This window comes from Prolixibacter sp. DSM 2831 (genome assembly GCF_056493735.1).
The window spans coordinates 3755944-3777439 of the sequence record NZ_CM151379.1 but is presented as its reverse complement, the minus strand read 5'-3'; the positions used below and the strand labels follow the sequence as shown (position 1 = coordinate 3777439).

Annotated in this window: 17 protein-coding genes; 13 read left to right on the top strand and 4 right to left on the bottom strand. The window is 44.8% G+C overall.

What is annotated here, in order from left to right; translation table 11 throughout:
• Positions 1–160 precede the first annotated feature (160 nt).
• The 6 genes from AC060N_RS15455 to murI all read left to right on the top strand — a co-directional run bounded on the left by AC060N_RS15455 (position 161) and on the right by murI (position 6484).
• Positions 161–1054 carry a DUF6089 family protein gene (locus tag AC060N_RS15455; RefSeq protein ID WP_146141987.1) on the top strand — a complete coding sequence of 298 codons (894 nt, stop codon included), beginning with the start codon at positions 161–163 and terminating at the stop codon, positions 1052–1054.
• An 11-nt stretch (positions 1055–1065) separates the two neighbouring features.
• Complete coding sequence (locus tag AC060N_RS15450) at positions 1066–1806, top strand: isoprenyl transferase (protein ID WP_106541755.1); 741 nt, start codon at positions 1066–1068, stop codon at positions 1804–1806.
• 1 nt (position 1807) lies between these two features.
• A complete protein-coding gene (gene bamA / locus AC060N_RS15445) occupies positions 1808–4393 on the top strand; it encodes an outer membrane protein assembly factor BamA (RefSeq protein WP_479524607.1) in 2586 nt (861 codons plus the stop codon).
• 60 nt (positions 4394–4453) lie between these two features.
• Positions 4454–4969, top strand: coding sequence for an OmpH/Skp family outer membrane protein (locus AC060N_RS15440; RefSeq protein WP_463228577.1), 516 nt, complete (start codon positions 4454–4456; stop codon positions 4967–4969).
• Positions 4970–5010: 41 nt separating this feature from the next.
• Entirely contained in the window at positions 5011–5523 is a 513-nt protein-coding gene (locus AC060N_RS15435; protein ID WP_153639945.1) for an OmpH/Skp family outer membrane protein, read from the top strand.
• A 127-nt stretch (positions 5524–5650) separates the two neighbouring features.
• Positions 5651–6484 carry a glutamate racemase gene (murI, locus tag AC060N_RS15430; protein ID WP_479524606.1) on the top strand — a complete coding sequence of 278 codons (834 nt, stop codon included), beginning with the start codon at positions 5651–5653 and terminating at the stop codon, positions 6482–6484.
• A 75-nt stretch (positions 6485–6559) separates the two neighbouring features.
• On the opposite strand, the gene AC060N_RS15425 is transcribed toward murI, so the two are convergent.
• Both AC060N_RS15425 and AC060N_RS15420 read right to left on the bottom strand, forming a co-directional pair.
• Positions 6560–7657, bottom strand: a complete 1098-nt coding sequence (locus tag AC060N_RS15425) for a phosphotransferase enzyme family protein (RefSeq protein ID WP_479524605.1) — start codon at positions 7655–7657, stop codon at positions 6560–6562.
• Positions 7658–7672: 15 nt separating this feature from the next.
• Positions 7673–8575, bottom strand: coding sequence for a nucleotidyltransferase family protein (locus tag AC060N_RS15420; protein ID WP_479524604.1), 903 nt, complete (start codon positions 8573–8575; stop codon positions 7673–7675).
• A 297-nt stretch (positions 8576–8872) separates the two neighbouring features.
• Between AC060N_RS15420 and gluP the strand changes: the two genes are divergently transcribed.
• A complete protein-coding gene (gene gluP, locus AC060N_RS15415) occupies positions 8873–10090 on the top strand; it encodes a glucose/galactose MFS transporter (protein ID WP_479524603.1) in 1218 nt (405 codons plus the stop codon).
• Positions 10091–10251: 161 nt separating this feature from the next.
• On the opposite strand, the gene AC060N_RS15410 is transcribed toward gluP, so the two are convergent.
• Positions 10252–10776 carry a gamma carbonic anhydrase family protein gene (locus AC060N_RS15410; protein WP_106541749.1) on the bottom strand — a complete coding sequence of 175 codons (525 nt, stop codon included), beginning with the start codon at positions 10774–10776 and terminating at the stop codon, positions 10252–10254.
• A 215-nt stretch (positions 10777–10991) separates the two neighbouring features.
• Here AC060N_RS15410 and AC060N_RS15405 point away from each other — a divergent pair, with 215 nt between their 5' ends.
• From AC060N_RS15405 to AC060N_RS15390, 4 genes are all read left to right on the top strand, one after another.
• Complete coding sequence (locus AC060N_RS15405; protein WP_479524602.1) at positions 10992–12833, top strand: 2-oxoacid:acceptor oxidoreductase subunit alpha; 1842 nt, start codon at positions 10992–10994, stop codon at positions 12831–12833.
• Positions 12834–12835: 2 nt separating this feature from the next.
• Positions 12836–13852 (top strand): 2-oxoacid:ferredoxin oxidoreductase subunit beta, encoded by a 1017-nt coding sequence (locus tag AC060N_RS15400; protein WP_106541747.1) that lies wholly within the window; start codon positions 12836–12838, stop codon positions 13850–13852.
• Between the two features lie 191 nt (positions 13853–14043).
• Positions 14044–17028: a PEP/pyruvate-binding domain-containing protein gene (locus AC060N_RS15395; protein ID WP_463237526.1), complete on the top strand. Its 2985-nt coding sequence runs from the start codon at positions 14044–14046 to the stop codon at positions 17026–17028.
• Between the two features lie 417 nt (positions 17029–17445).
• Positions 17446–18456: an alpha/beta hydrolase gene (locus AC060N_RS15390; RefSeq protein WP_479524601.1), complete on the top strand. Its 1011-nt coding sequence runs from the start codon at positions 17446–17448 to the stop codon at positions 18454–18456.
• 7 nt (positions 18457–18463) lie between these two features.
• Here AC060N_RS15390 and AC060N_RS15385 read toward each other — a convergent pair whose 3' ends face one another.
• The gene (locus AC060N_RS15385; RefSeq protein WP_106541744.1) at positions 18464–18808 is read right to left on the bottom strand and encodes an Hpt domain-containing protein; all 345 of its coding nucleotides are present in this window, start codon (positions 18806–18808) and stop codon (positions 18464–18466) included.
• Positions 18809–19041: 233 nt separating this feature from the next.
• On the opposite strand from AC060N_RS15385, the gene gcvT reads away from it, so the two are divergent.
• The gene (gene gcvT, locus AC060N_RS15380; RefSeq protein WP_479524600.1) at positions 19042–20124 is read left to right on the top strand and encodes a glycine cleavage system aminomethyltransferase GcvT; all 1083 of its coding nucleotides are present in this window, start codon (positions 19042–19044) and stop codon (positions 20122–20124) included.
• Between the two features lie 234 nt (positions 20125–20358).
• Positions 20359–21429: a 3-phosphoserine/phosphohydroxythreonine transaminase gene (serC, locus tag AC060N_RS15375; RefSeq protein WP_479524599.1), complete on the top strand. Its 1071-nt coding sequence runs from the start codon at positions 20359–20361 to the stop codon at positions 21427–21429.
• Positions 21430–21496: the final 67 nt, after the last annotated feature.

The window sequence follows — 21496 nt, the reverse complement described above, 5'->3', positions numbered from 1 at the left end:
ATACGCAATTTTTCACGCTTTTATCGGTTTATTATGGTAAGAGCGGAAGGAAAATTCTGCGAATCTATTACATTTGTAAACCTTGAGTCGGACAGATGAATTTTGGACTGAAATATTCAATCAAACGGTTTCAAAATTTTGGCTCAATAATTTGAACTGGATGAAGAAACTGCTAATCATTATGGCAATTTTCCTGGCCGGTATGAAGGTTCAGGCTCAGAAAACTGCGGATCTTGGTTTGATGACCGGGTTGGCGTTTTACTGGGGAGATGTTCAGCAGGTTGATTACATGAAATCGCTTTCGCCGGCTTTTGGCGTGTTTGCGCGCTGGAATATGAATAAGCGAATGGCGGTAAAGGCACAGTTGATGATTGCCTCGTTGAATGTGAAAGGCATATACAACGATGTATATCTTTCGCAACCTGGAATGGGATTCACGTTTCCCAATTCGTTGGTATATCATTACCCGCGCGATTTGTCGCAGTATTATTCTTTTCATCGCTCCATTCAAATGCTCGAAGGAATTTTTGAGTTCAATTTTAAGGATTATGAGTTGGGCAATAAAAATGCTTCCTTTACGCCGTATATTTCTGCAGGAATTGGTGCAATGTACACGCGTGCAAATGGTTCAGGGACTTTAATCCTGAATCAGCAGCCGAGAATTCCTCAGAATGGCAACTTATATTACAATGCATATGTCGACGAAAATGGCCACACTACCAATGGGTTAGATGCTTTTTCTCCGGTTATTCCGGTTGGGATGGGTATAAAGTGGAATATTTCCGATATTTTTGCCATCAATGTAGAAGCGATGGTTCGGAAAACCTTTACGGACAATATCGATAACCTGGATGATCCGATTCGGTTCCATTACTTCGACACATCACAGGTACCGGATCCAACAGATCCTACGGGAAACCGGCAGATGTACGCCGGTTACGCCGACAAGTTTTCGTCCAGTACCGTGCATAATAACGACTGGTTGTCAACGTTTACCGTGTCCTTCATCATCTTGTTGTGGGACGGTAAAAAGAATTGTCCGGTATACGACTAGTGAATAAGAAAATGGGAATTAATAAATTGAACAAGGAGCACATGCCAAATCACGTTGCCATAATTATGGATGGTAACGGAAGATGGGCGCGACAACACGGGAACGAGCGGATCTTTGGGCATGAGCAAGGAGTTGAAGCAGTACGTTCGACGGTTGAAGGTGCCGGAGAGGCCGGGTTGAAGTACCTGACACTTTACGCATTTTCTACCGAAAACTGGAGTCGTCCGAAAGAGGAGGTAGAGGCTTTGATGTCGCTCCTGGTTCATGCAATTACCAGTGAAGCGGAGAATCTAAACAAGAATAATGTAAAACTGATGACAATTGGAGATACGGATAGCCTGCCTGAAAACGCCCGTATCAAGTTGCAGGAAGCAATGGTTCTGACATCAGAGAACACCGGATTGAAGCTCGTATTGGCCCTCAGTTATTCAGGCCGATGGGAAATTTTGAATGCCGTGCGTTGTTTGGTAGAAGATTCCTGCAGCGGAAAAATAAAAACCTCTCAGATTGATGAAAACCTTTTCGATAATTATCTCTCGACAAAGGGGATACCAGATCCGGAATTGTTGATTCGAACCAGCGGAGAATACCGGGTAAGTAATTTTCTGCTTTGGCAGATGGCTTACACGGAGTTTTATTTCACCACAAAATTATGGCCCGATTTTAGAAAAGATGACTTATTTGAAGCCATTGCCGATTTCCAGCAGCGAGAGAGAAGGTTTGGTAAAACAAGTGAACAAATCAGAATCTGACATGTACAAAAAACTGATACTCTTTTTTCTTTTAATTTTTAGCAGCAGTGCAGGTGTTTTTGCCCAGGTGGTAGCCGACAGTACCAATTTTTCCATTTATTACGATAGCCAGAAAATGTACACCATTGGTGGGATCGAAATTAGTGGAATTCGGTTCCTGGATAAAGAAGTACTTAAGAAACTTTCGGGACTGCAGGTTGGAGACGAAGTCTCCGTCCCCGGTGATCAAATTACTGCAGCCATCAAAAAATACTGGCGTCAGGGATTATTCTCTGATGTGAAAATTACCGCGACCAAGATTGTCGGTAATAAAATCTGGCTCGATATTTATCTCCAGGAACGACCCCGGCTCTCCAAAGTAAACTACAATGGAGTATCCAAGGGCGAGAAAGATGAGATTGAGAAAAAGGTATTGTTAATTATTGGCGGCCAGGTTACCGATAACCTGATTAACAATGCACAGCGACAGATTTTGAATTACTATCACGGCAAAGGTTTCTTCAATACCGATGTGAACATTGTTCAGCGGGATGATCCTTCCAAGGAAAATCATGTCATTCTGGACATTAATGTCGATAAGAAGGAAAAAGTGAAGATTCAGAAAATTTCCTTCTACGGGAATAAGGCATTATCCGAAGGCCAGTTGGAGCACGCGATGAAAAAGACCAAGGACAAAGGCCTGAAACACTTTTTCCGTTCCAAAAAATTCCTCGAAGACAAGTATGAAGAAGATAAGCAAAATATCATTAAGAAATATAACGAAGAAGGATATCGTGATGCGATGATCACGGCCGATTCAGTATATAATAATGGAGACAATACCGTTAGCATCAAAATCTGGATTTCGGAAGGTGACCGGTATTACTTCCGGAATATTAAATGGGTTGGTAATACCGTTTACACGTCGGAGTACCTAAGTCATGTTCTTGGAATCAAGAAAGGCGATGTGTTCGATCAAAAGTTACTAGACAAGCGTCTTCGCGAAGATGACGATGCGGTTAGTAATGTATACTTGAACCACGGCTACCTGTTCTTCAATATTAATCCGGTGGAAACCAAAGTTGAAAATGATTCCATCGATTATGAGATGCGTATTTACGAAGGACAACAGGCCACCATCAACCGGATCATTATTTCCGGAAACACCAAGACACACGAACATGTTGCCCGTCGTGAGTTGCGTACGCGGCCGGGACAGCTGTTCAGCAAAGAAAATATCATTCGTTCGGTAAGGGAATTGGCTCAGTTGGGTCACTTCAACCCGGAAACAATTAATCCGCAGGTGATTCCGCATCCGGAAGATGGAACAGTAGATATTAACTATCACCTGGAAGAACGCGCCAACGACCAGATTGAGCTTTCCGGTGGTTGGGGTGCAGGAATGTTCGTCGGAACGGTCGGTTTGAAATTTACCAACTTCTCTGTTCGGAATATTTTCAACGGAAAAGCGTGGCGTCCGCTGCCAACCGGTGACGGTCAGACATTGAGCCTTCGTGCACAGACCAACGGTTCCTATTATCAATCATACAGTTTCTCATTTGTTGAACCGTGGTTGGGTGGAAAGAAACCGAACTCATTTACCTTGTCGGTATACTACTCGAAGCAAACCAGCGGCAACTCGCAGTATAACTACGGTGGTTACAATCCATACAGTTACGGAAGCTACGGTTCCAGTTACTATGGTGGCGGTTACGGAAGCTACGGTGGTTATGGCGGGTACTCAAACATGTACGATTACCAGATTACCCAGCAGATGTCAGTACTCGGGGCATCCATTGGTCTGGGACGTCGTCTGAGTTGGCCTGATGACTACTTCACATTTTACAACGAAATTTCGTATCAGCGATATAATCTGCAGAACTGGAGTTATTACCTTTTCCGCGATGGAGTTTCGAATAACCTCAGTTTCAAGACGGTTATCGGGCGTAACTCAACTGATAACCCGCTGTACACACGAACGGGATCCAACTTCTCGCTGTCACTTCAGTTAACTCCTCCATATTCGTCTTTTGACGGGGTGAACTACGCTGATCCGAATTTATCCGATTCTCAGCGATACAAATGGATCGAATATCACAAGTGGAAATTCAAAGGTGATGTGTATACTCCGGTGTCTCGTGATCGAAAGCTGATCTTACGGACTAAGTTCGAAGCAGGATTCCTGGGGTATTACGATAAAAATCGCCGTTCGCCATTTGAGCAATTCCGGGTCGGTGGTGATGGAATGTCGGGATACAGTATGTATGGTAGCGATGTCATCGGATTGAGAGGTTATGAGAATAACTCGTTAACTCCACCTAATGGAGCTAACCTTTATGAGAAATTTACGGTGGAACTTCACTACCCGATTACGTTGAGTCAGTCGGCAACTATATATGGTTTGGCTTTCGCCGAAGGAGGTAACGCCTGGCATGATTTCTCAGACTATAACCCATTTGATATCAGGCGGTCAGCAGGTCTTGGTGTCCGTATCTTCCTGCCGATGTTTGGTCTGATGGGATTTGACTGGGGTTATGGATTTGATCAGGCATACAAAGCGAACGCAAATGGAAGTCAGTTCCACTTTATCATAGGCCAGCAATTCTAAGCAGAAAAAGTTGGTCTGGTTTTTGCTTTTGATTGAGAAACTTCATTCAAAACACGAATTATGAAAAAGATCGTTCTCCTTTTTACGCTGATACTAAGCATGGTGGGCTATTCGTATGCCCAAAAGTATGCTTATGTCGATACTGAATATATTCTTGATAATATTCCGGCTTATCATGCAGCGCAGGATCAGCTGGATAAAATTTCGAAACAATATCAGAAAGAGCTGGAAACACTTCACGCTGAGTTGGATCAGATGTACAAGGATTTCCAGGCAGAGTCGGTGTTGTTGTCCGACGATATGAAGCGTCGGCGCGAGGACGTTATTGTATCGAAAGAGAAAGAATATAAAAAACTGCAACGGCAGTATTTTGGTCCCCAGGGAGATTTGTATAAAAAACGCGAATCGCTGATTAAACCTATTCAAGACGACATTTATAATGCAATTCAGGAAATTGCAGAACAAGGCAGTTACGCTGTGATCTTCGATCGCTCGGCGGGGATGAGTATGCTCTATACGAACCCCAAATACGATTTAAGTGATCAGGTGCTGCAGAAACTTGGATATAAGAATTAATATCTATATCTATGCGAAATAATTTGTTAAATCAGTCAAGTATGAGAAACATTTTAAAGGTAACATTACTTTTTGTTGCCCTTTTTGCCGGAAGCATTTCAGCACAAGCACAGACATACAAGTTCGGGCACATCGATTTTCAGCAGTTGCTGCAGGTGATGCCGGAGCGTGATGCCGCTCAGAAAGCGATGCAGAAACATGCTAATGAACTGGAAAGTCAGCTGACGAATATGCAGAAGGAGTACCAGACAAAAGTACAGGCCTACATTGCTCAGCGCGACAGTCTATCAGAAGCTGTTCGTAGTGCAAAAGAAAACGATTTGCAGGATCTGCAGCAGCGCATCCAGAACTTTCAGGCTGTAGCTCAGCAGGATCTTCAGAAAAAGCGTGAAGAACAACTTCAGCCGATCATCAAAAAAGCTCGTGCAGCTGTAGATGCAGTGGCTAAGGAAGAAGGGTTGATTTATGTATTTGATGTCAACAGCATTCTTTACCATTCCGCTCAATCAGAGGATATTCTTCCTTTGGTGAAGAAAAAACTGGGAATTCAGTAAATAAAAATATTCCAACTTGAAGAAAGGACGCTGTTAGACAGTGTCCTTTTTTTGTTTTTAGGAACGATGGATTGCGTTCGGTTGTGCAGAATTTTGTAGTTTCAGGTAGGAAATAAAACATGAAATAATGGCTGAAGATTACAGGCCGATTGGTGTATTCGATTCCGGTTATGGAGGATTAACCGTTCTCCGCTCGGTAATCGATGAGCTGCCGGAATACGATTACCTTTATTTGGGCGATAATGCCCGGACGCCGTACGGAACACGCTCGTTTGAAGTTGTCTACGAATATACGCTTCAGGCTGTAAAAAAACTGTTCGATATGGGGTGTCATCTGGTGATTCTGGCTTGTAATACTGCTTCTGCGAAAGCATTACGTTCCATACAGCAGCGCGATTTACCGAACATCGATCCTTCCCGGCGCGTGTTGGGAGTAATTCGTCCGAGTGTGGAACGCATTCCGGAAGTAACCCGCACAGGACGGGTAGGGGTTTTAGGAACAACCGGTACTGTTAAATCGGAATCCTATCCGTTGGAGATAAGAAAAATTTCAGCTGACAAACCCGTGATTACTTACCAGGAAGCTTGCCCGATGTGGGTTCCGATTGTGGAAAACAATGAAATAGGAACGCCCGGAGCCGACTATTTCGTTGAGAAGAATGTTAAACAATTGCTGGAAAAGGATGCCGGGATTGACACGGTGATTCTGGGGTGCACACACTACCCGTTGCTGTCGGAAACTATCCGAAAATTCCTTCCGAAACATATTCAATTGTTGGAACAAGGCCCGATTGTAGCCGAACGTCTGGCCGATTACCTGAAGCGGCATCCTGAGATGGAGCAGAAGTGTTCGAAAGGAAGTTCGCGGCGATTTCTGACCACCGAATCGGTGGAGAATTTTGAGACCCGCGCTGGTATGTTTTTCGGTGCACCGTTGAAAGCTGAACATCTGCATTTATAGTTTTTTCTACTAAAACAAAACGGGCGGAAAATCATCGTTCTCCGTCCGTCTGTTTATTGTTTGAGTCGCGAAGTATTACCCGACTTTCCTGATGAATTTCTCCATCGCTTCACGATTCTCTTCCAGAACTTCGAGGTACCGGAACTGGGCTTTTGTCCGCACTAAATTATGTTCCGGGTACGCAATCTTGTAATAAGTATCGCCGTTCAGGTAATCGGTCATAAATCGGATGGCCTGTTCCCATGCCATGTAAAGGCAAGAGAAGGGCAGATTTTCCCGTTCTTTTTGCGTTAAAAACTTTCCGGCTTCAACCAGGTATCCTTCAGCGAAAGCTTTAAAAATATCGCTTGAAAAACCGATTTTTGACAAATCCGGCTCGTCTTCCGGTGCTGTATTCCCGATGGTGCGGATAGCATCGCCAAAATCGTACAACGCACTTCCCGGCATCACCGTATCGAGGTCGATAATGCACAGCGGCTGGTCGTTCTTATCGAAAAGTATATTGTTGATTTTGGTGTCGTTGTGCGTGATGCGGAGCGGAAGTTCGCCCGAATCGAGCCACTGCTGCAAAAGCGTCATCTCATCCGCCCGGTTCAAGAGCTGTTCCAGTAATTCACGGTTTTCGGCCACTCGTGCGGCCTGGTCCAGTTCAATGGCTTTCCGGAAATCGTTGAGCCGGGAGATGCCGTTGTGAAAATTGGGAATGGTTTCCAATAGTTTACTTCCGGGCAAATCGGACAACTGCAGCTGAAAATGCCCGAAAGCCTGTGCAGCCATCATTGCCTGTTCCGGATTTTCGATATTTTCGACACTATGACTTCCGGGAATGTAAAGAAACAGGGTCCAATAGTTGCCTTGTTTGTCGTTCACATACCATTTGCCATCTTTTGCAGGAAAATATTTCATCACCTTCCGGTCGATATCTGCTTCGTTCTTTTCTTCGAGTCCTTTACGAATGTGTTCCGTCACGGCTGTAATGTTGTCCATCATGCCGGGTACGTTCTTAAAGATTTTGTGGTTTTTCCGTTGAAGAATAAAGTCAGAAGCCTCATTTTCCTGGTTCCGGCCCAGGAAAGTGTCGTTAATATGCCCGTTCCCGAAAGGTTCCCAGTGTTTTACATTGCCTTTGGGGCTGAAAGATTCAAAAATCAGGTTTAGTTGATGGTTAGTCATATGGCTTGTTTTCTTTTATTTCCATAGATTTTCAGGATAAACCTTGTCATCGATTAACTTCTTCAGTTTATCCTGTACATACGGTTTATCTTCCTTATAGGTAACACCAAACCACGGCGAATCGCAAGTCAATACCTTTACGCTAACGGTTCCGTCGACAATTTTGTCGTTGATAAGGAATGGCACGAAGAACTCTGATTTCAGTTTGTTCCCTTTTTCCTGCAAGAACTCACGGAATCCTTCGTTCAGGTATTGGAAGACAGAAGTTTTCACTCCCCAGAAATTCATCGATACGGGCTCTTTTCCGGTTAACGGGAAACGCTTTTCCTCTTCGTAATAAACGATCTCGTTGCCTTCCTTTTGAATTTTAGTCCGCTCGTTGATTTCAGTCAAACGGCCGGAACTATCGGTTTGGCAAACCCCGCGCGATACAGAACCAAACTCCGACAATGTGTTATCCAGCTGGTATCCTACCATTCCGTATTCGTTTTCATCGGTCGACGAAGTCAGGAACGAAGCGATTTCCTGGTAAGCCTGCGGTCCGTAAAAATCGTCGGCGTTAATGACTGCCATCGGTGAATTTACCTCTGGTTCTGCCATCAGCAAAGCATGTCCGGTTCCCCAGGGTTTTACCCTTTCGGGATGAATATCGTATCCGGAAGGAATTTTATCCAGCGCCTGGTACACGTAAGCTACGTCGATTTTTCCTTCTAGCTGGGGAGCAAAGCGCGCTTTGAATTCATCGGCAAAATCCTCACGGATGACAAATACCACTTTCCCAAATCCGGCCCTAATGGCGTCGTAAAGCGAATAGTCGATAATGGCTTCTCCGTTTGGGCCCACTTCGTCGAGTTGTTTGAGGCCTCCGTACCGGCTTCCCATGCCGGCAGCCAGAATAACTAAAGTCGGTTTCATCATTTTGTTGTTTGTTTCGTCTTTTGAAACTACAAAAAGTTGGAATCATTCTGTCTCAATAAGGAGATTCCCGCTTATGAAGTAGTTTCTTATTAAAAAAATTAGTCTTCTATGTAATGGGTTGAAAATAAATTCGATTTCAATGGTGTACTTATTAAAAGTTTATCACCCTTGTTTTTCCCCTTCAAAAGTAGGCATAACCCGCACGCAGACAAAGAGAAAATCCCAATTAATCTATTAAAATAAAGTATTATATTCGTGAACAACGTATTGTTCTAAATAAACTAAACTAGTTCGAAAATGGCAGCAGAAACAGCTACTTACTCAAGACGGAATAATTATTTGATTCCAATTATCATCATCGGAGTCATGTTTTTTGTGATTGGATTTGCTCTTGGAATTAACGGTTACCTGATTCCTTTCCTGAAAAAGGCACTCGATTTATCTTCAGCCGAGTCGTACCTCGTGTTGGCGGCCACTTTTTCGGCCTTCGTTGTTTTTGGATATCCTTCAGGGGTAATCATCAGCAAGATTGGTTACCGGCGCGGAATGATGGTTTCGTTTTTCTTTTTCGCGGTAGGACTTGCACTGTTCGTTCCATCGGCCCGTTACGAGAGTCTGGGCCTGTTTCTGTTGGCATCATTCATCAGTGGTATGGGAAACACCTTGCTTCAGGCATCGGTTAACCCGTATATCACCATTTTAGGCCCGCAGGAGAGTGCAGCGATGCGGATCAGTATCATGGGAATTATCAACAAGGCGGCCTGGGCTGTCGCACCGATATTCCTGAGTCTGTTCCTGAATCTGGATGCACCTTCGCTGCAGAAGATGTATTTCCCGTTTTACCTGATTGTGGGCATATTCATTCTCTTGGGCATCGCTGTTTATTTCGCCCCGCTGCCGGAAGTGAAAGCCGAAGGTGAAGACGAAAGCGAAGAAGAGACACCGGTTTCGTCGTATGCACGGACAAAGACCAGTATTCTACAGTTCCCGCACCTCATTCTGGGTGTTATTGCTCTCTTCTTTTATGTAGGTGTCGAAACGATAGCACTGGCAACCATTGTGGATTATGCCGACAGCCTGGGGCTGGGCAATCCGGCAACTTATACAACGTACACGGTTATTTTTATGGTAATCGGTTACCTGTTCGGGGTGTTCTTCATTCCGAAGGTAATTACGCAAAATGCGGCGTTAAAAATCAATTCGTGGTTGGGAGTAGCGGCTTCGTTGGCGATCGTTCTGGTATCCGGAAATTACTCCATTTGGTTCGTGGCTCTGCTGGGACTTGCGAACTCACTGATGTGGCCAGCCATTTGGCCTCTTGCCATTGCCGACCTGGGACGTTTCACCAAAACCGGTGCTTCGTTGCTGGTGATGGGGATTGTTGGTGGTGCCATTTTGCCGCTCGCTTTTGGCGGAGTAAAAGATATTGTTGGTATTCAGGCCGCTTACTGGGTTTGTTTCCCTGCCTATCTTTTCATTCTTTTCTACGCACTAAAAGGACATAAAATAAGATAATAGCTTATTTGTAATGAAAACAGATAAGGGTTACCAATTGGTAACCCTTTCTTTTTGTATTTCAGCAACATTTTTGTTCTTCAGTGCTCCAGATTTGATTGTTTTAAAACTATCACTCCTGATGGATATTCTAAAACATATTATGCGATGCTGATTATCAATTAATCTTCACCTTCTTTGTACCAGCCAGCGTACATGTGGTAGTTGTTGGCAATCCGGTGAATCTCGCCTTCCAGAAGCTCGGGACTGATTTCCTTGATTTTTTTGGCAGGCGAACCAGCATAAACCGATCCGGAACGCACAACAGTACCCTTGGTAACAATGGCTCCGGCCGCGATGATGGAGTTACTTTCAATAACAGCATCGTCAAGTACCACCGCGTTCATCCCGATAAGGACATTATCATGAATGGTACATCCGTGCACGATGGCACCATGTGCAATGCTGACGTTATTACCGATGTTGGTAGGAGATTTCTGGTAGGTAGCATGAATAACTGCATTATCCTGGACATTGACATTGTCACCCAGTTTGATGTAATGCACGTCGCCGCGTAAAACGGCGCCGAACCAAAAACTACAGTTATCACCTGTTTCCACATCGCCAATAATGGCAGCATTTTCTGCAATAAAACAGTTACTGCCGAAGGTTGGCGTTTTGTCGCGAAGAGATTGTATAATGGCCATTATCTGTATTGATTTTAATTTACTACCAAAGTTAATATTATGGGCGAAATAAGTCGAATGTCATAGTCGCTGATAGCCTTTAATCATTAAATTTGTCGCATATGTTTATAATCCTTTCTCTTGCGGTTAATTTTTTTGAGGAATTGATATAAAATATGCCTTAAAAATTGTTTTTCGTAAGTGGATAAACCTGTCGAACATAAGTTTTCGTAATTATGTCTAAGGAAACAAAAGTTATTGAACTTGAAGAGGTAGCCATCCGGTTTTCAGGAGACTCAGGAGATGGGATGCAGTTAACCGGAACGTTGTTTTCGGATGCCTCTGCTCTGATTGGGAATGATATTTCGACATTCCCCGATTATCCTTCAGAAATACGCGCTCCGCAGGGAACCGTTGGCGGCGTGTCGGGCTTCCAGGTACAATTCGGAACCCGCCGGGTGACCACACCGGGTGACTACGCCCACGTGCTGGTAGCCATGAACCCTGCAGCCGTAAAAGCAAATGCGCCGTTTATGCGCCCCGGAGGGACGATCATTTACGACCAGGACAGTTTTACGGAGAAGAATTTTCAGAAGGCAAAATTTAGCACGGACAATCCGTTTGAGGAGTTACAACTGGATGATTATTTCAAGATTCCGGTTCCTATAACTACCCTTACGAGGGAAGCGTTGAAAGATTTCGGTCTTGACAACAAAAGTATTCTGCGAAGCAAGAACATGTTTGCACTGGGCTTGGTAAGCTGGATGTTTGCTCGTCCGATGGACTACATGGAGAGCTTCATTCAGAATAAATTTAAGAAGAAGCCGAAGGTGGTGGAAGCCAACCTTAAAGTGCTGAGAAGTGGCTGGAACTACGGCATGAATATGCAGCATATGACGCCGAGGTACATCGTGCATCCGGCGGCCATTGAACATGGTACTTACCGGAATATCAACGGTAACCTTGCTACTGCCTGGGGATTGCTTGCTGCTGCAGAAAAGGCCAATCTGGAACTTTTCCTCGGTTCGTATCCTATTACTCCCGCTACTGAGGTGCTACAGGCACTTTCGGCCCGCAAGGATTTAGGAGTAAAAACGTTTCAGGCAGAAGATGAAATCGCCGGAATCTCTACGACTATCGGAGCTGCATTTGCCGGTGATTTAGCGGTAACTTCTACTTCCGGCCCCGGTTTGGCTTTGAAATCAGAAGCATTGGGCTTGAGCGTAATGGCCGAGTTACCTTTGGTGCTGGTGAACGTTCAACGTGGTGGACCTTCAACCGGTTTGCCGACCAAAACAGAACAATCAGACCTGCTGCAGGCACTTTATGGCCGTAACGGTGAGAGCCCGGTAGTTGTATTGGCTGCTTCCACACCGTCCGATTGTTTCCACTATGCTTTCCATGCAGCTAAAATTGCTTTGGAAAGAATGGTGCCGGTTATTCTGATGACCGACGGATTCCTCGGAAACGGTTCGGAACCGTGGAGAATTCCGAAAATGGCCGATATGCCTACGATTACGCCTCGCATCGCTAAAAATGCAGAAACATACAAACCATATGCCCGCGACGAGAAAACCTTGTCACGCGAGTGGGCATATCCTGGAATGGACGGCTTCCAGCACCGGATCGGTGGTTTGGAGAAAGACCTGATGGGTAACGTCAGTCACGATCCGGAAAATCACCAGAAGATGGTTGAAATTCGTGCAGAGAAGGTTAAGCGTGTTGTCGATATGGTTCCTGAACTGGAAGTATGTGGAGAACAGGAAGGCGACCTGCTGGTTGTAAGCTGGGGAGGTACCTTTGGACACATGGAAAGTGCGGTTCGTGAAATGCGCTCACTCGATCATAAAATCGGTCTGGCGCACTTCAATTACATCAATCCGCTTCCGGCCAATGTTCACGAGATATTCAGCCGGTTTAAGAAGATTATTGTCTGCGAGTTGAACATGGGACAGTTTGCAGCCTATCTCCGTGATAAAGAACCCGATTTCAAATACGAACAATTCAATAAGGTCAAAGGACTTCCGTTTACGGTTCATGAATTGTGCGAGAAGTTTGAACAATTATTGGAGGAATAACAATGGCCGAAGAATTAGCATTAACAATAAAAGACTTCAAAAGCGAGAATGAAGTTCGCTGGTGTCCGGGATGTGGCGATCATGCCATCTTGAATGCCATTCAAAAGGCAATGGCTTCACTGAACATTGCGCATAAAGACTATGCAGTCATTTCGGGAATCGGATGTTCTTCCAGGTTTCCGTACTATATGAGTACCTACGGTTTTCATACCATCCACGGACGTGCTGCTGCGGTGGCATCCGGTGTGAAATGTGCCAATCCCAATCTCTGTGTTTGGGAAATCACCGGCGACGGTGACGCGTTGGCCATCGGTGGAAACCATTTCATTCACCTGATTCGCCGTAACATCGACATCAATGTCATCTTGTTTAACAACAAGATTTACGGTTTGACGAAAGGACAGTACTCTCCAACTTCCGACAGAGGTTTTGTAACCAAAACTTCACCTTACGGAACAGTCGAAGATCCGTTTGTTCCGGGACAGTTGGTGTTGGGTGCCCGCGGAACTTTCTTCGCCCGCTCGGTGGATAACAACATCAAACTGAGTCAGGAAATTTTTGAAGAAGCCGCCAAACACAAAGGCGCCTCGGTGGTGGAAGTACTCCAGAACTGTATGATTTACAACAATGGAATTCATGCAGCCATCACCGATCCGAAGATGAAAAAGGAACACCAGTTGATGCTGAAGCATGGTGAGCCGATGATTTTCGGTGAGAACGAAGACAAAGGTTTGGTCCTGGAGTGTGGTCGTCTGAAAGTGGTAAAAATTGGTGAAGACGGTGTTACCCGCGACGATATTCTGGTTCACGATGTAACAGAACCCAACGGATTCGTTCATCAACTGCTGATTAACATGGCACTTCCCGATTTCCCGGTAGCTATGGGAGTCATCCGTGCCGTGCCAGGTCCTTCTTATGATGAGGCCATGGTTGCCCAGATTGAAGAGGTGAAGTCGACAGCAAAGATTAAATGCGTTGACGACCTGTTGACCAGTGGAAACACATGGGTGGTTGAATAAAGTATCAACAACATACCATTGAAAAGGAGGCTTCGGCCTCCTTTTTTGTTTTATAAGGGTAAAAATTTCGCTATTTTCAACCAAATCAATTCCGGAACCATGAAGCGAAGCAACACTTTCGTGGAAGGGACGGAGTTGTTCATTGTTGAATCGAGTTACCAATAATTGTTGGTAAATCTAACCTATGGCGAATGAGTAAGTTCGATAATATTTCACTCTCTTCCATTTACAAAAGAAGAAAAACCGACCGGGACATTTTTCAGGAACTAATGCCAACCAAAGTGAAGGAGATTCTCCTGGTGGCTACGCATTACGATGCATATTCGATTGTTCGGGAAGGGCAATTTTCTGATAAAATCTTTGGTGAATACCTTCAGTTGAATTTGTACGCAGCACCCCGTTTTACCAGTGTTAGCAATTCAGAGGAGGCATTGAAGGTGCTGAACACACGCCACTTCGATATGGTGATTATCATGGCGGGAGTGGACAAGGAAGCTCCGTTGCGCACGGCCGAGGATATTCACTTTGTGAAGGCCCGCATTCCGATTCTTCTTTTGGTTAACAACAACAGCGACCTTGCCTATTTCTATTCGGCTGCTGAGGGTGTTCCCGCTATCGACCGGGTTTTCGTGTGGAACGGAAACACCAACGTCTTCATGGCCATGATTAAATACATCGAGGACAAGAAGAATGTGGCGCGCGATACGCAATTGGGTAATGTCCGCATTATTTTGCTGGTGGAGGATTCGGTGAAGTATTATTCTCGGTATCTGCCGTTGCTCTATACCAGCGTGATGACGCAAACACAAAGCCTGGTATCGGATGAATCGACAGATGAATTGCACATGATTCTGAAAATGCGTGCCCGTCCGAAACTGCTGCTGGTGAGTACCTACGAAGATGCTTTGGAAATCATTAATAACTACCGTGAATACCTGCTTTGCGTTATTTCGGATGTGAAATTTGCGAAGAATGGGGTGGATGATGAAGATGCGGGAGTGGAACTGTTGAAGTATGTGAAACGGACGCTCCGGTTCCCCATTCCCATTTTGTTACAGTCGCACGATATAACCAATGCAGAACGGGCGAAAGATATCGGAGCCGACTTCATCAATAAAAACTCTGACAGTCTGGCATTGGATATCAGTGAATTCATCAACTATAAATTGGGATTCGGTGATTTCGTTTTCCGGAACGGGAGAGGCGAAAAAATAGCTGTTGCACGAAATCTTCACGAATTCGAGGAGTTGATCATCAAAGTTCCGGTTGAGTCGCTGGTTTATCATGCAAAGCAGAATGCATTTTCAACCTGGTTGATGGCACGCGGTGAGATTAATATGGCAGAAGAGTTGTTGCCTTATCGCGTGGAAGATTTCGATGATCCGAGCCGCATTCGCGATTTGTGTTTGAATGTATTTGCCAAAGTCAGGGAAAAGAAAAACCGGGGAAGAATTGTCAATTTCGATCCGCAGTTGGTAAAAGGAAACCGTTATATCGTCCGGCTCGGAAGAGGTTCTCTTGGAGGAAAGGGACGTGGTTTGGCTTTCATCAGTAACCTGATCGAAAACCTCGATTTGAAAAAGCTGATTCCGGGAATCAATATTCGTCTTCCTGCTACCGCGATAATTGGCGCAATCGAGTTTGACAAATTTCTGGAACTGAATAACCTTTATCATGTCGCGTATCATCATCACGATTACAATGTCATTCGCGAGAAGTTCCTGGAAGCCGAATTGAGCATGACATTGAAAGAGCGGCTCTTTCAGTACATTAAACGAATGGATCGGCCGTTAGCCATCCGTTCCAGCGGCTTGTTTGAGGATTCGCTGTTGCGGCCGTTTTCGGGAGTTTATTCCACTTACCTGATTCCGAATAATCATCCGGATGTGGATGTTCGTTTTGAGCAACTGATGACGGCTGTGAAGTTGGTCTATTCATCCATCTTTACCCCCGATGCGATTTCATACTTCGAAGCCATCAATTACAAAATCGAAGAGGAGAAAATGGCGGTCATCATCCAGGAAGTGGTGGGGCACGAGCGCAACGAAAAGTTTTACCCGACCATCAGCGGAGTGGCTCAGTCGTTTAATTACTATCCCTACTCTTACATGGAGCCGGAGGATGGTTTCGCGGTAGCCGGTATTGGTTTGGGAATGCTGGTCGTCGGAGGGGAGAAGGCTTTCCGGTTTTGTCCTAAATATCCGAACCTGAATAACAGTTCCGTTCACGACATGGTCCGGGATTCGCAACGCGAGTTTTATGCCATCGATATGACCCGCGACTCATTTGATCTGACTCGGGACGGCGAAGATGCTGCGATTACACAGTATCGTATGGCGGAAGCCGAAAAAGATGGTGTTTTGACGCACTGTGCTTCGACGTATGACATGGAAAATGATTATCTGATTCCGGGGATTGATCAAAAGGGACCGCGGGTGATCGATTTCGCCAATATTTTGAAATACGATCACCTCCCGCTTTCCGATACACTTCAGTTACTGCTAAATCTCTTTAAACAGGCCATGGGTTCACCGGTCGAGCTGGAATATTCTATGGAACTGGAGAATGGCGAGTATGGTTTACCAACTTTCTATTTGCTACAGATAAAACCGCTCATTCGTCAGGAGGAAGAAATCACCATCGATTTGGGAGCCTTGGATGAAGAAAATACATTGATGGTCTCCCACAGGGGGATGGGACACGGCCGGATTGAAGAGATACACGATGTGGTTTACGTCGATACCGATACTTTCGACCGGACGGAAACGAGAGCGATAGCCAAAGAAATTCAGGAAGTGAATAACCGTTTGGGAAAAGAAGGGAAGAAGTTTGTCCTGATTGGTCCAGGCCGCTGGGGAACACGCGACCCTTACACGGGTATTCCGGTCATCTGGGCCAACATCAACAATGCGCGGGTAATTATCGAAATGGGATTGCCCGATTTCCCGCTGGATGCTTCTTTGGGCTCACACTTCTTCCACAATGTTACGTCAATGAATGTGGGGTATTTTTCGGTCCCTCATAAAACGAAAGAAAACTTTTTGAATCTCGATATTCTAAAAAAGCAGGAAGTGGTTTGGGAAAGCAACTTCGTCAAACATGTTCGTTTTAAAAATGAGTTGGAAATCCTGATGAACGGCCGCGAACGAACAGCCATCATCCGGTTCGAAGAGTAGAACTCCGGTGGAACAAATGTCAGTCCGGAATAGTAAAGAGACTGGTTATACTTTCGTTTTATGCGTGGTACCGGGATTGTTTATAGGGCCGGTACAGTAAATTACTCCTTTGGCGGGATTTATAACCACGTCGGTGGGGATAAATACTCCGGAGAAGCAGTGACCGGACCTCGTTGGCGCGGTAAATTACCTCGTAGGCGGGGTATCATAACCCCATTCACGAAGTAAAAGACCCCGTCAACGAAGTGGAACGACCCTTTTGTCGGGGTAATTCATCGCGTGCACGCAGTAATTCACTTCGTCGACGGGGTTGTCCTACGGGGTAAATGGGGTTATGTAACCCCTATTTTTACGTTCATTAGGCAATGTAACAGGTATTTGATTATTATTGCTGTTGAATTAAGAATCACGCAAAGGATGAAGAAAAGATACATTCCATTTTTGGTTATCGCCGCTCTGGTGATTGTGTATTTGTTGGGGCCGGTGATGCCAAAGCCGGTACTGGATAATACCCTGCCGAAGGTTCCGGTTTCGCTGGATTCTGTCGCATGGTATGTGAATAAAAAGGAATCGTCGGTAAAGACGAAGCCCGACAATGAAGCCCGCATCATTTGGGCCAGCGATTCGGTACATCAAAAAACGGAATATGTGCTGCTTTATCTTCCGGGGTTTTCAGCCAGCTATTACGAAGGTTATCCTGTGAATGCCGATTTCGCGAAGCGATATGGTTGCAACACTTATTTTGCCCGCTTGGCGGGACATGGGCTGGTAACAAAAGAGCCGCTCTTGGATATGACGCCGGACAACCTCTACGAAACGGCAAAAGAAGCTTTGGTGATTGCCAGTCGACTGGGAAAGAAGGTAATTATCATGAGTACATCTACCGGTGGAACTTTGAGTTTAATGCTGGATGCTAACTTTCCCGAAATGATCGATGCGCTGATTCTCTATTCTCCGAATATTAAAATACGCCAGAAATCAGCCGGCCTCATCTTATCGAAACCCTGGGGACTGCAGATTGCGCGCTTGGTTTACGGAGGGAAATACCGCGTTACCGGAGATGATCCGAACAGTAAAATCGGGCAATATTGGTACACACGCTACCGGGCTGAAGCAACAGTTTATCTCCAGCAATTGCTCGATGCCGGAATGAAGAGATCGACATTTGCTAAGGTAAAATGTCCGGTTTTTCTGGGCTATTATTACAAAGATGAGGAGCACCAGGACCCAACGGTTGACGTGGGAGCTGAGCTGAAAATGTTTTCCGAAATCGGAACGCCAGCCAACTTAAAGGTGAAGAAAGCATTTCCGGAAGCCGGTGTGCACACCATCGCATGCAAACTCACCTCGGGAGCTGTTCCGCAGGTTGAGAAAGCGACATGGCATTTTGCCGACGATGTATTACATATGACGCCGGTTCATCCGTAGCTTTTTGTTATAGTTTGTCCAGTTCCTGTTTTAGTTCTTCCACCGCAGCATTGCATTGCTTGTCGAACTCTTTGACGTAGTCGGCATAGGTTTCTTCGCCTTTGCCGTCAAGTGTTAGAAGCTGGAGTGTCTTCAGGTCTTTTCCGAGCTGCTCCATTCCGACCACCAGAACGGAAGACTTGGCTTTGTGCGCTTCTTTCCCCAGTTCGAGATATTTCTTTTCAGCCAGATAGTTATTCAGGTTTTCGGAAAATTCCGGAATCTGGCTGATAAATAATTCTATCATTTCACGGATAATTTCGGGTTCTCCGCCCGTCACATTACGCAGGTAATTCAGGTCTGTATATGCCATGTTTTCTCTTTTACGGGAATATTCTACCAAGTGTAAATTAGTTAATCAAATATACAATGAAAAGAACCTTATGTCAAGTTGATAATTTTCAGCTTTCCCGGCAGGAAAAATGCTTAGCTTTGTCTACATCACAGCAAGACGATATTGTAAAAACAAAAATAGAAGTGCGATGCAAGGTTCACATACTAAGTTCTTTTCATCGTTTCTTCGGGCAAATGTAAAATAGCAGCGAAATGAAAAGAACCGCATTTTTCGACATTCATAACAGCAACGGGGCTAAAATAGTTGAGTTTGCTGGTTTCGAAATGCCAATTGAATATTCCGGAATTAAGGACGAACACATGACCGTGCGCAATGGTGTAGGTGTTTTCGACGTGTCGCACATGGGCGAATTTTGGGTAACTGGTCCAAAGGCGTTGGCCTTTATTCAAAAGGTAACTTCCAACGATGCATCAAAATTAGAGCCGGGACAAGCGCAGTATTCTTGTTTACCTAACGGGAAACGCGGCATTGTGGACGATTTAATTGTTTATTGTTTCGAGCCGGAGAAATACCTGCTGGTGGTTAACGCGGCCAACATCGAAAAAGACTGGCAATGGCTGGTTAGCCAAAATACCGAAGAAGCAGAAATGTTGAATGCTTCCGACGAAATTAGTCAGCTGGCTATCCAGGGACCCAAAGCAACCGGCATTCTCCAGAAACTGACGAAAGTCGATTTATCATCCATCAAATTTTACACCTTCACGGTAGGCGAATTTGCCGGAGTTTCGGATGTGATTATTTCCGCAACCGGTTATACTGGAGCTGGAGGTTTCGAGCTTTATTTCAATAACAAGGATGCTGAAGCTATCTGGAACGCTATTTTCGAGGCCGGTAAAGAAGAAGGTATCAAACCGATTGGACTGGGCGCACGCGATACGCTTCGTCTGGAAATGGGATACTGCTTGTACGGAAACGACATCGACGATACCACATCGCCTATTGAAGCCGGATTGGGTTGGATTACAAAATTCACCGATGAGAAAAATTTCATCGACAAAGATGTGCTGGCCCGCCAGAAAGAAGAAGGAGTTACCCGTCGTTTGCGGGCCTTTGAAATGATCGATCGCGGTATTCCCCGTCATGGTTACGAAATCGTGAATGAAGAAGATGAAGTAATTGGAGAAGTCACTTCCGGAAGTATGTCGCCGGTTCGTGGCATCGGTATTGGCATGGGATACGTAAAAACCGGTTATACCAAATTCGGAACGGAAATTTTTATCCGGGTACGAAATAAGAAATTGAAAGCAAAAGTGGTCAAATTGCCATTTATTTAAATTGATTGATTTAAAATACTGTAAATTTTAAGATCATTTATCCTGATAATTGTCAGGAAATTCATATTTGTTATAATTTTACAGTCTTTAAGAAAAGTGACCTGAAATACGTTCTTCAGTATTTTATAATTACTTGAATTCTTGATTTTTAATGGAGTGGAGAACGGGTCGTGCTAACTTGAATGACAGTACTCAATTTTTTAGTTTCAAAATACAATTCAATATTCCTCTACTATGAAAACGCATAATTTTTACGCAGGACCTTCCATCCTGCCCGAATTCACAAAAGAACGGACTGCCGAAGCCGTAATGAATTTTGCCGGAACCGGATTATCGGTAATGGAAGTCTCGCACCGTAGCAAAGAGTTCGTTGCGGTAATGGATGAAGCAAGGGACCTCGTGAAAGAACTTCTGGAGGTACCGGCAGATTACGAAGTTTTGTTCCTTCAGGGAGGTGCCAGCACGCAGTTTTACATGGTTCCGTTCAACCTGATGAAAACCAAAGCTGCTTATCTGAATACCGGAACCTGGGCTTCCAAAGCCATCAAAGAGGCAAAACTTTACGGAGAGGTTATTGAAGTAGCATCGTCAAAAGACAAAAATTTCAACTACATCCCTCGCGGTTACGAAGTGCCTTCGGATGTTGATTATCTCCATATTACCACCAATAACACCATTTTCGGTACCGAAATTCTGGAAGACCTCGATGTTCCGGCTCGTATTGTTGCCGACATGTCTTCCGATATTTTCAGCCGTCCGATTGACATCAAAAAATATGATGTGATTTACGCTGGTGCGCAGAAAAACCTCGCTCCGTCGGGTGTTACCCTGGTTATCATTAAGAAAGATATTCTGGGTAAAGTTGATCGACCGATTCCTACGATGATCGATTATCGCACGCACATCGACAAAGAATCGATGTTCAATACGCCTCCGACAGTTCCGGTATTTGCTGCATTGATGACGCTTCGCTGGTTGAAAGAGAATGGTGGCATTAAGGAAATGGAGAAGAAAAACATCGCGAAAGCTAAGTTGCTGTATGATGAATTGGATCGCAACAAGATGTTTGTTCCGAATATTCCAAATCCGGAAGATCGTTCACGGATGAACGTAACCTTTGTGATGGCTCCGGGTTTCGAAGAGTTTGAAAAAGAATTCCTCGAAGTGGCAGCTGCACACAATATTGTTGGTATCAAAGGCCACCGAAGTGTTGGTGGATTCAGAGCTTCGATATACAATGCCATGCCGATTGAAAGCGTGGGAGTATTGGTTGAGGCGATGAAAGAATTTGAAGCCAAACACTGATAAAAAACTGGAAAAGGCGTGAATCTTTCACGCCTTTTTCGTGATCTGAATCATTGATTTCGATCAT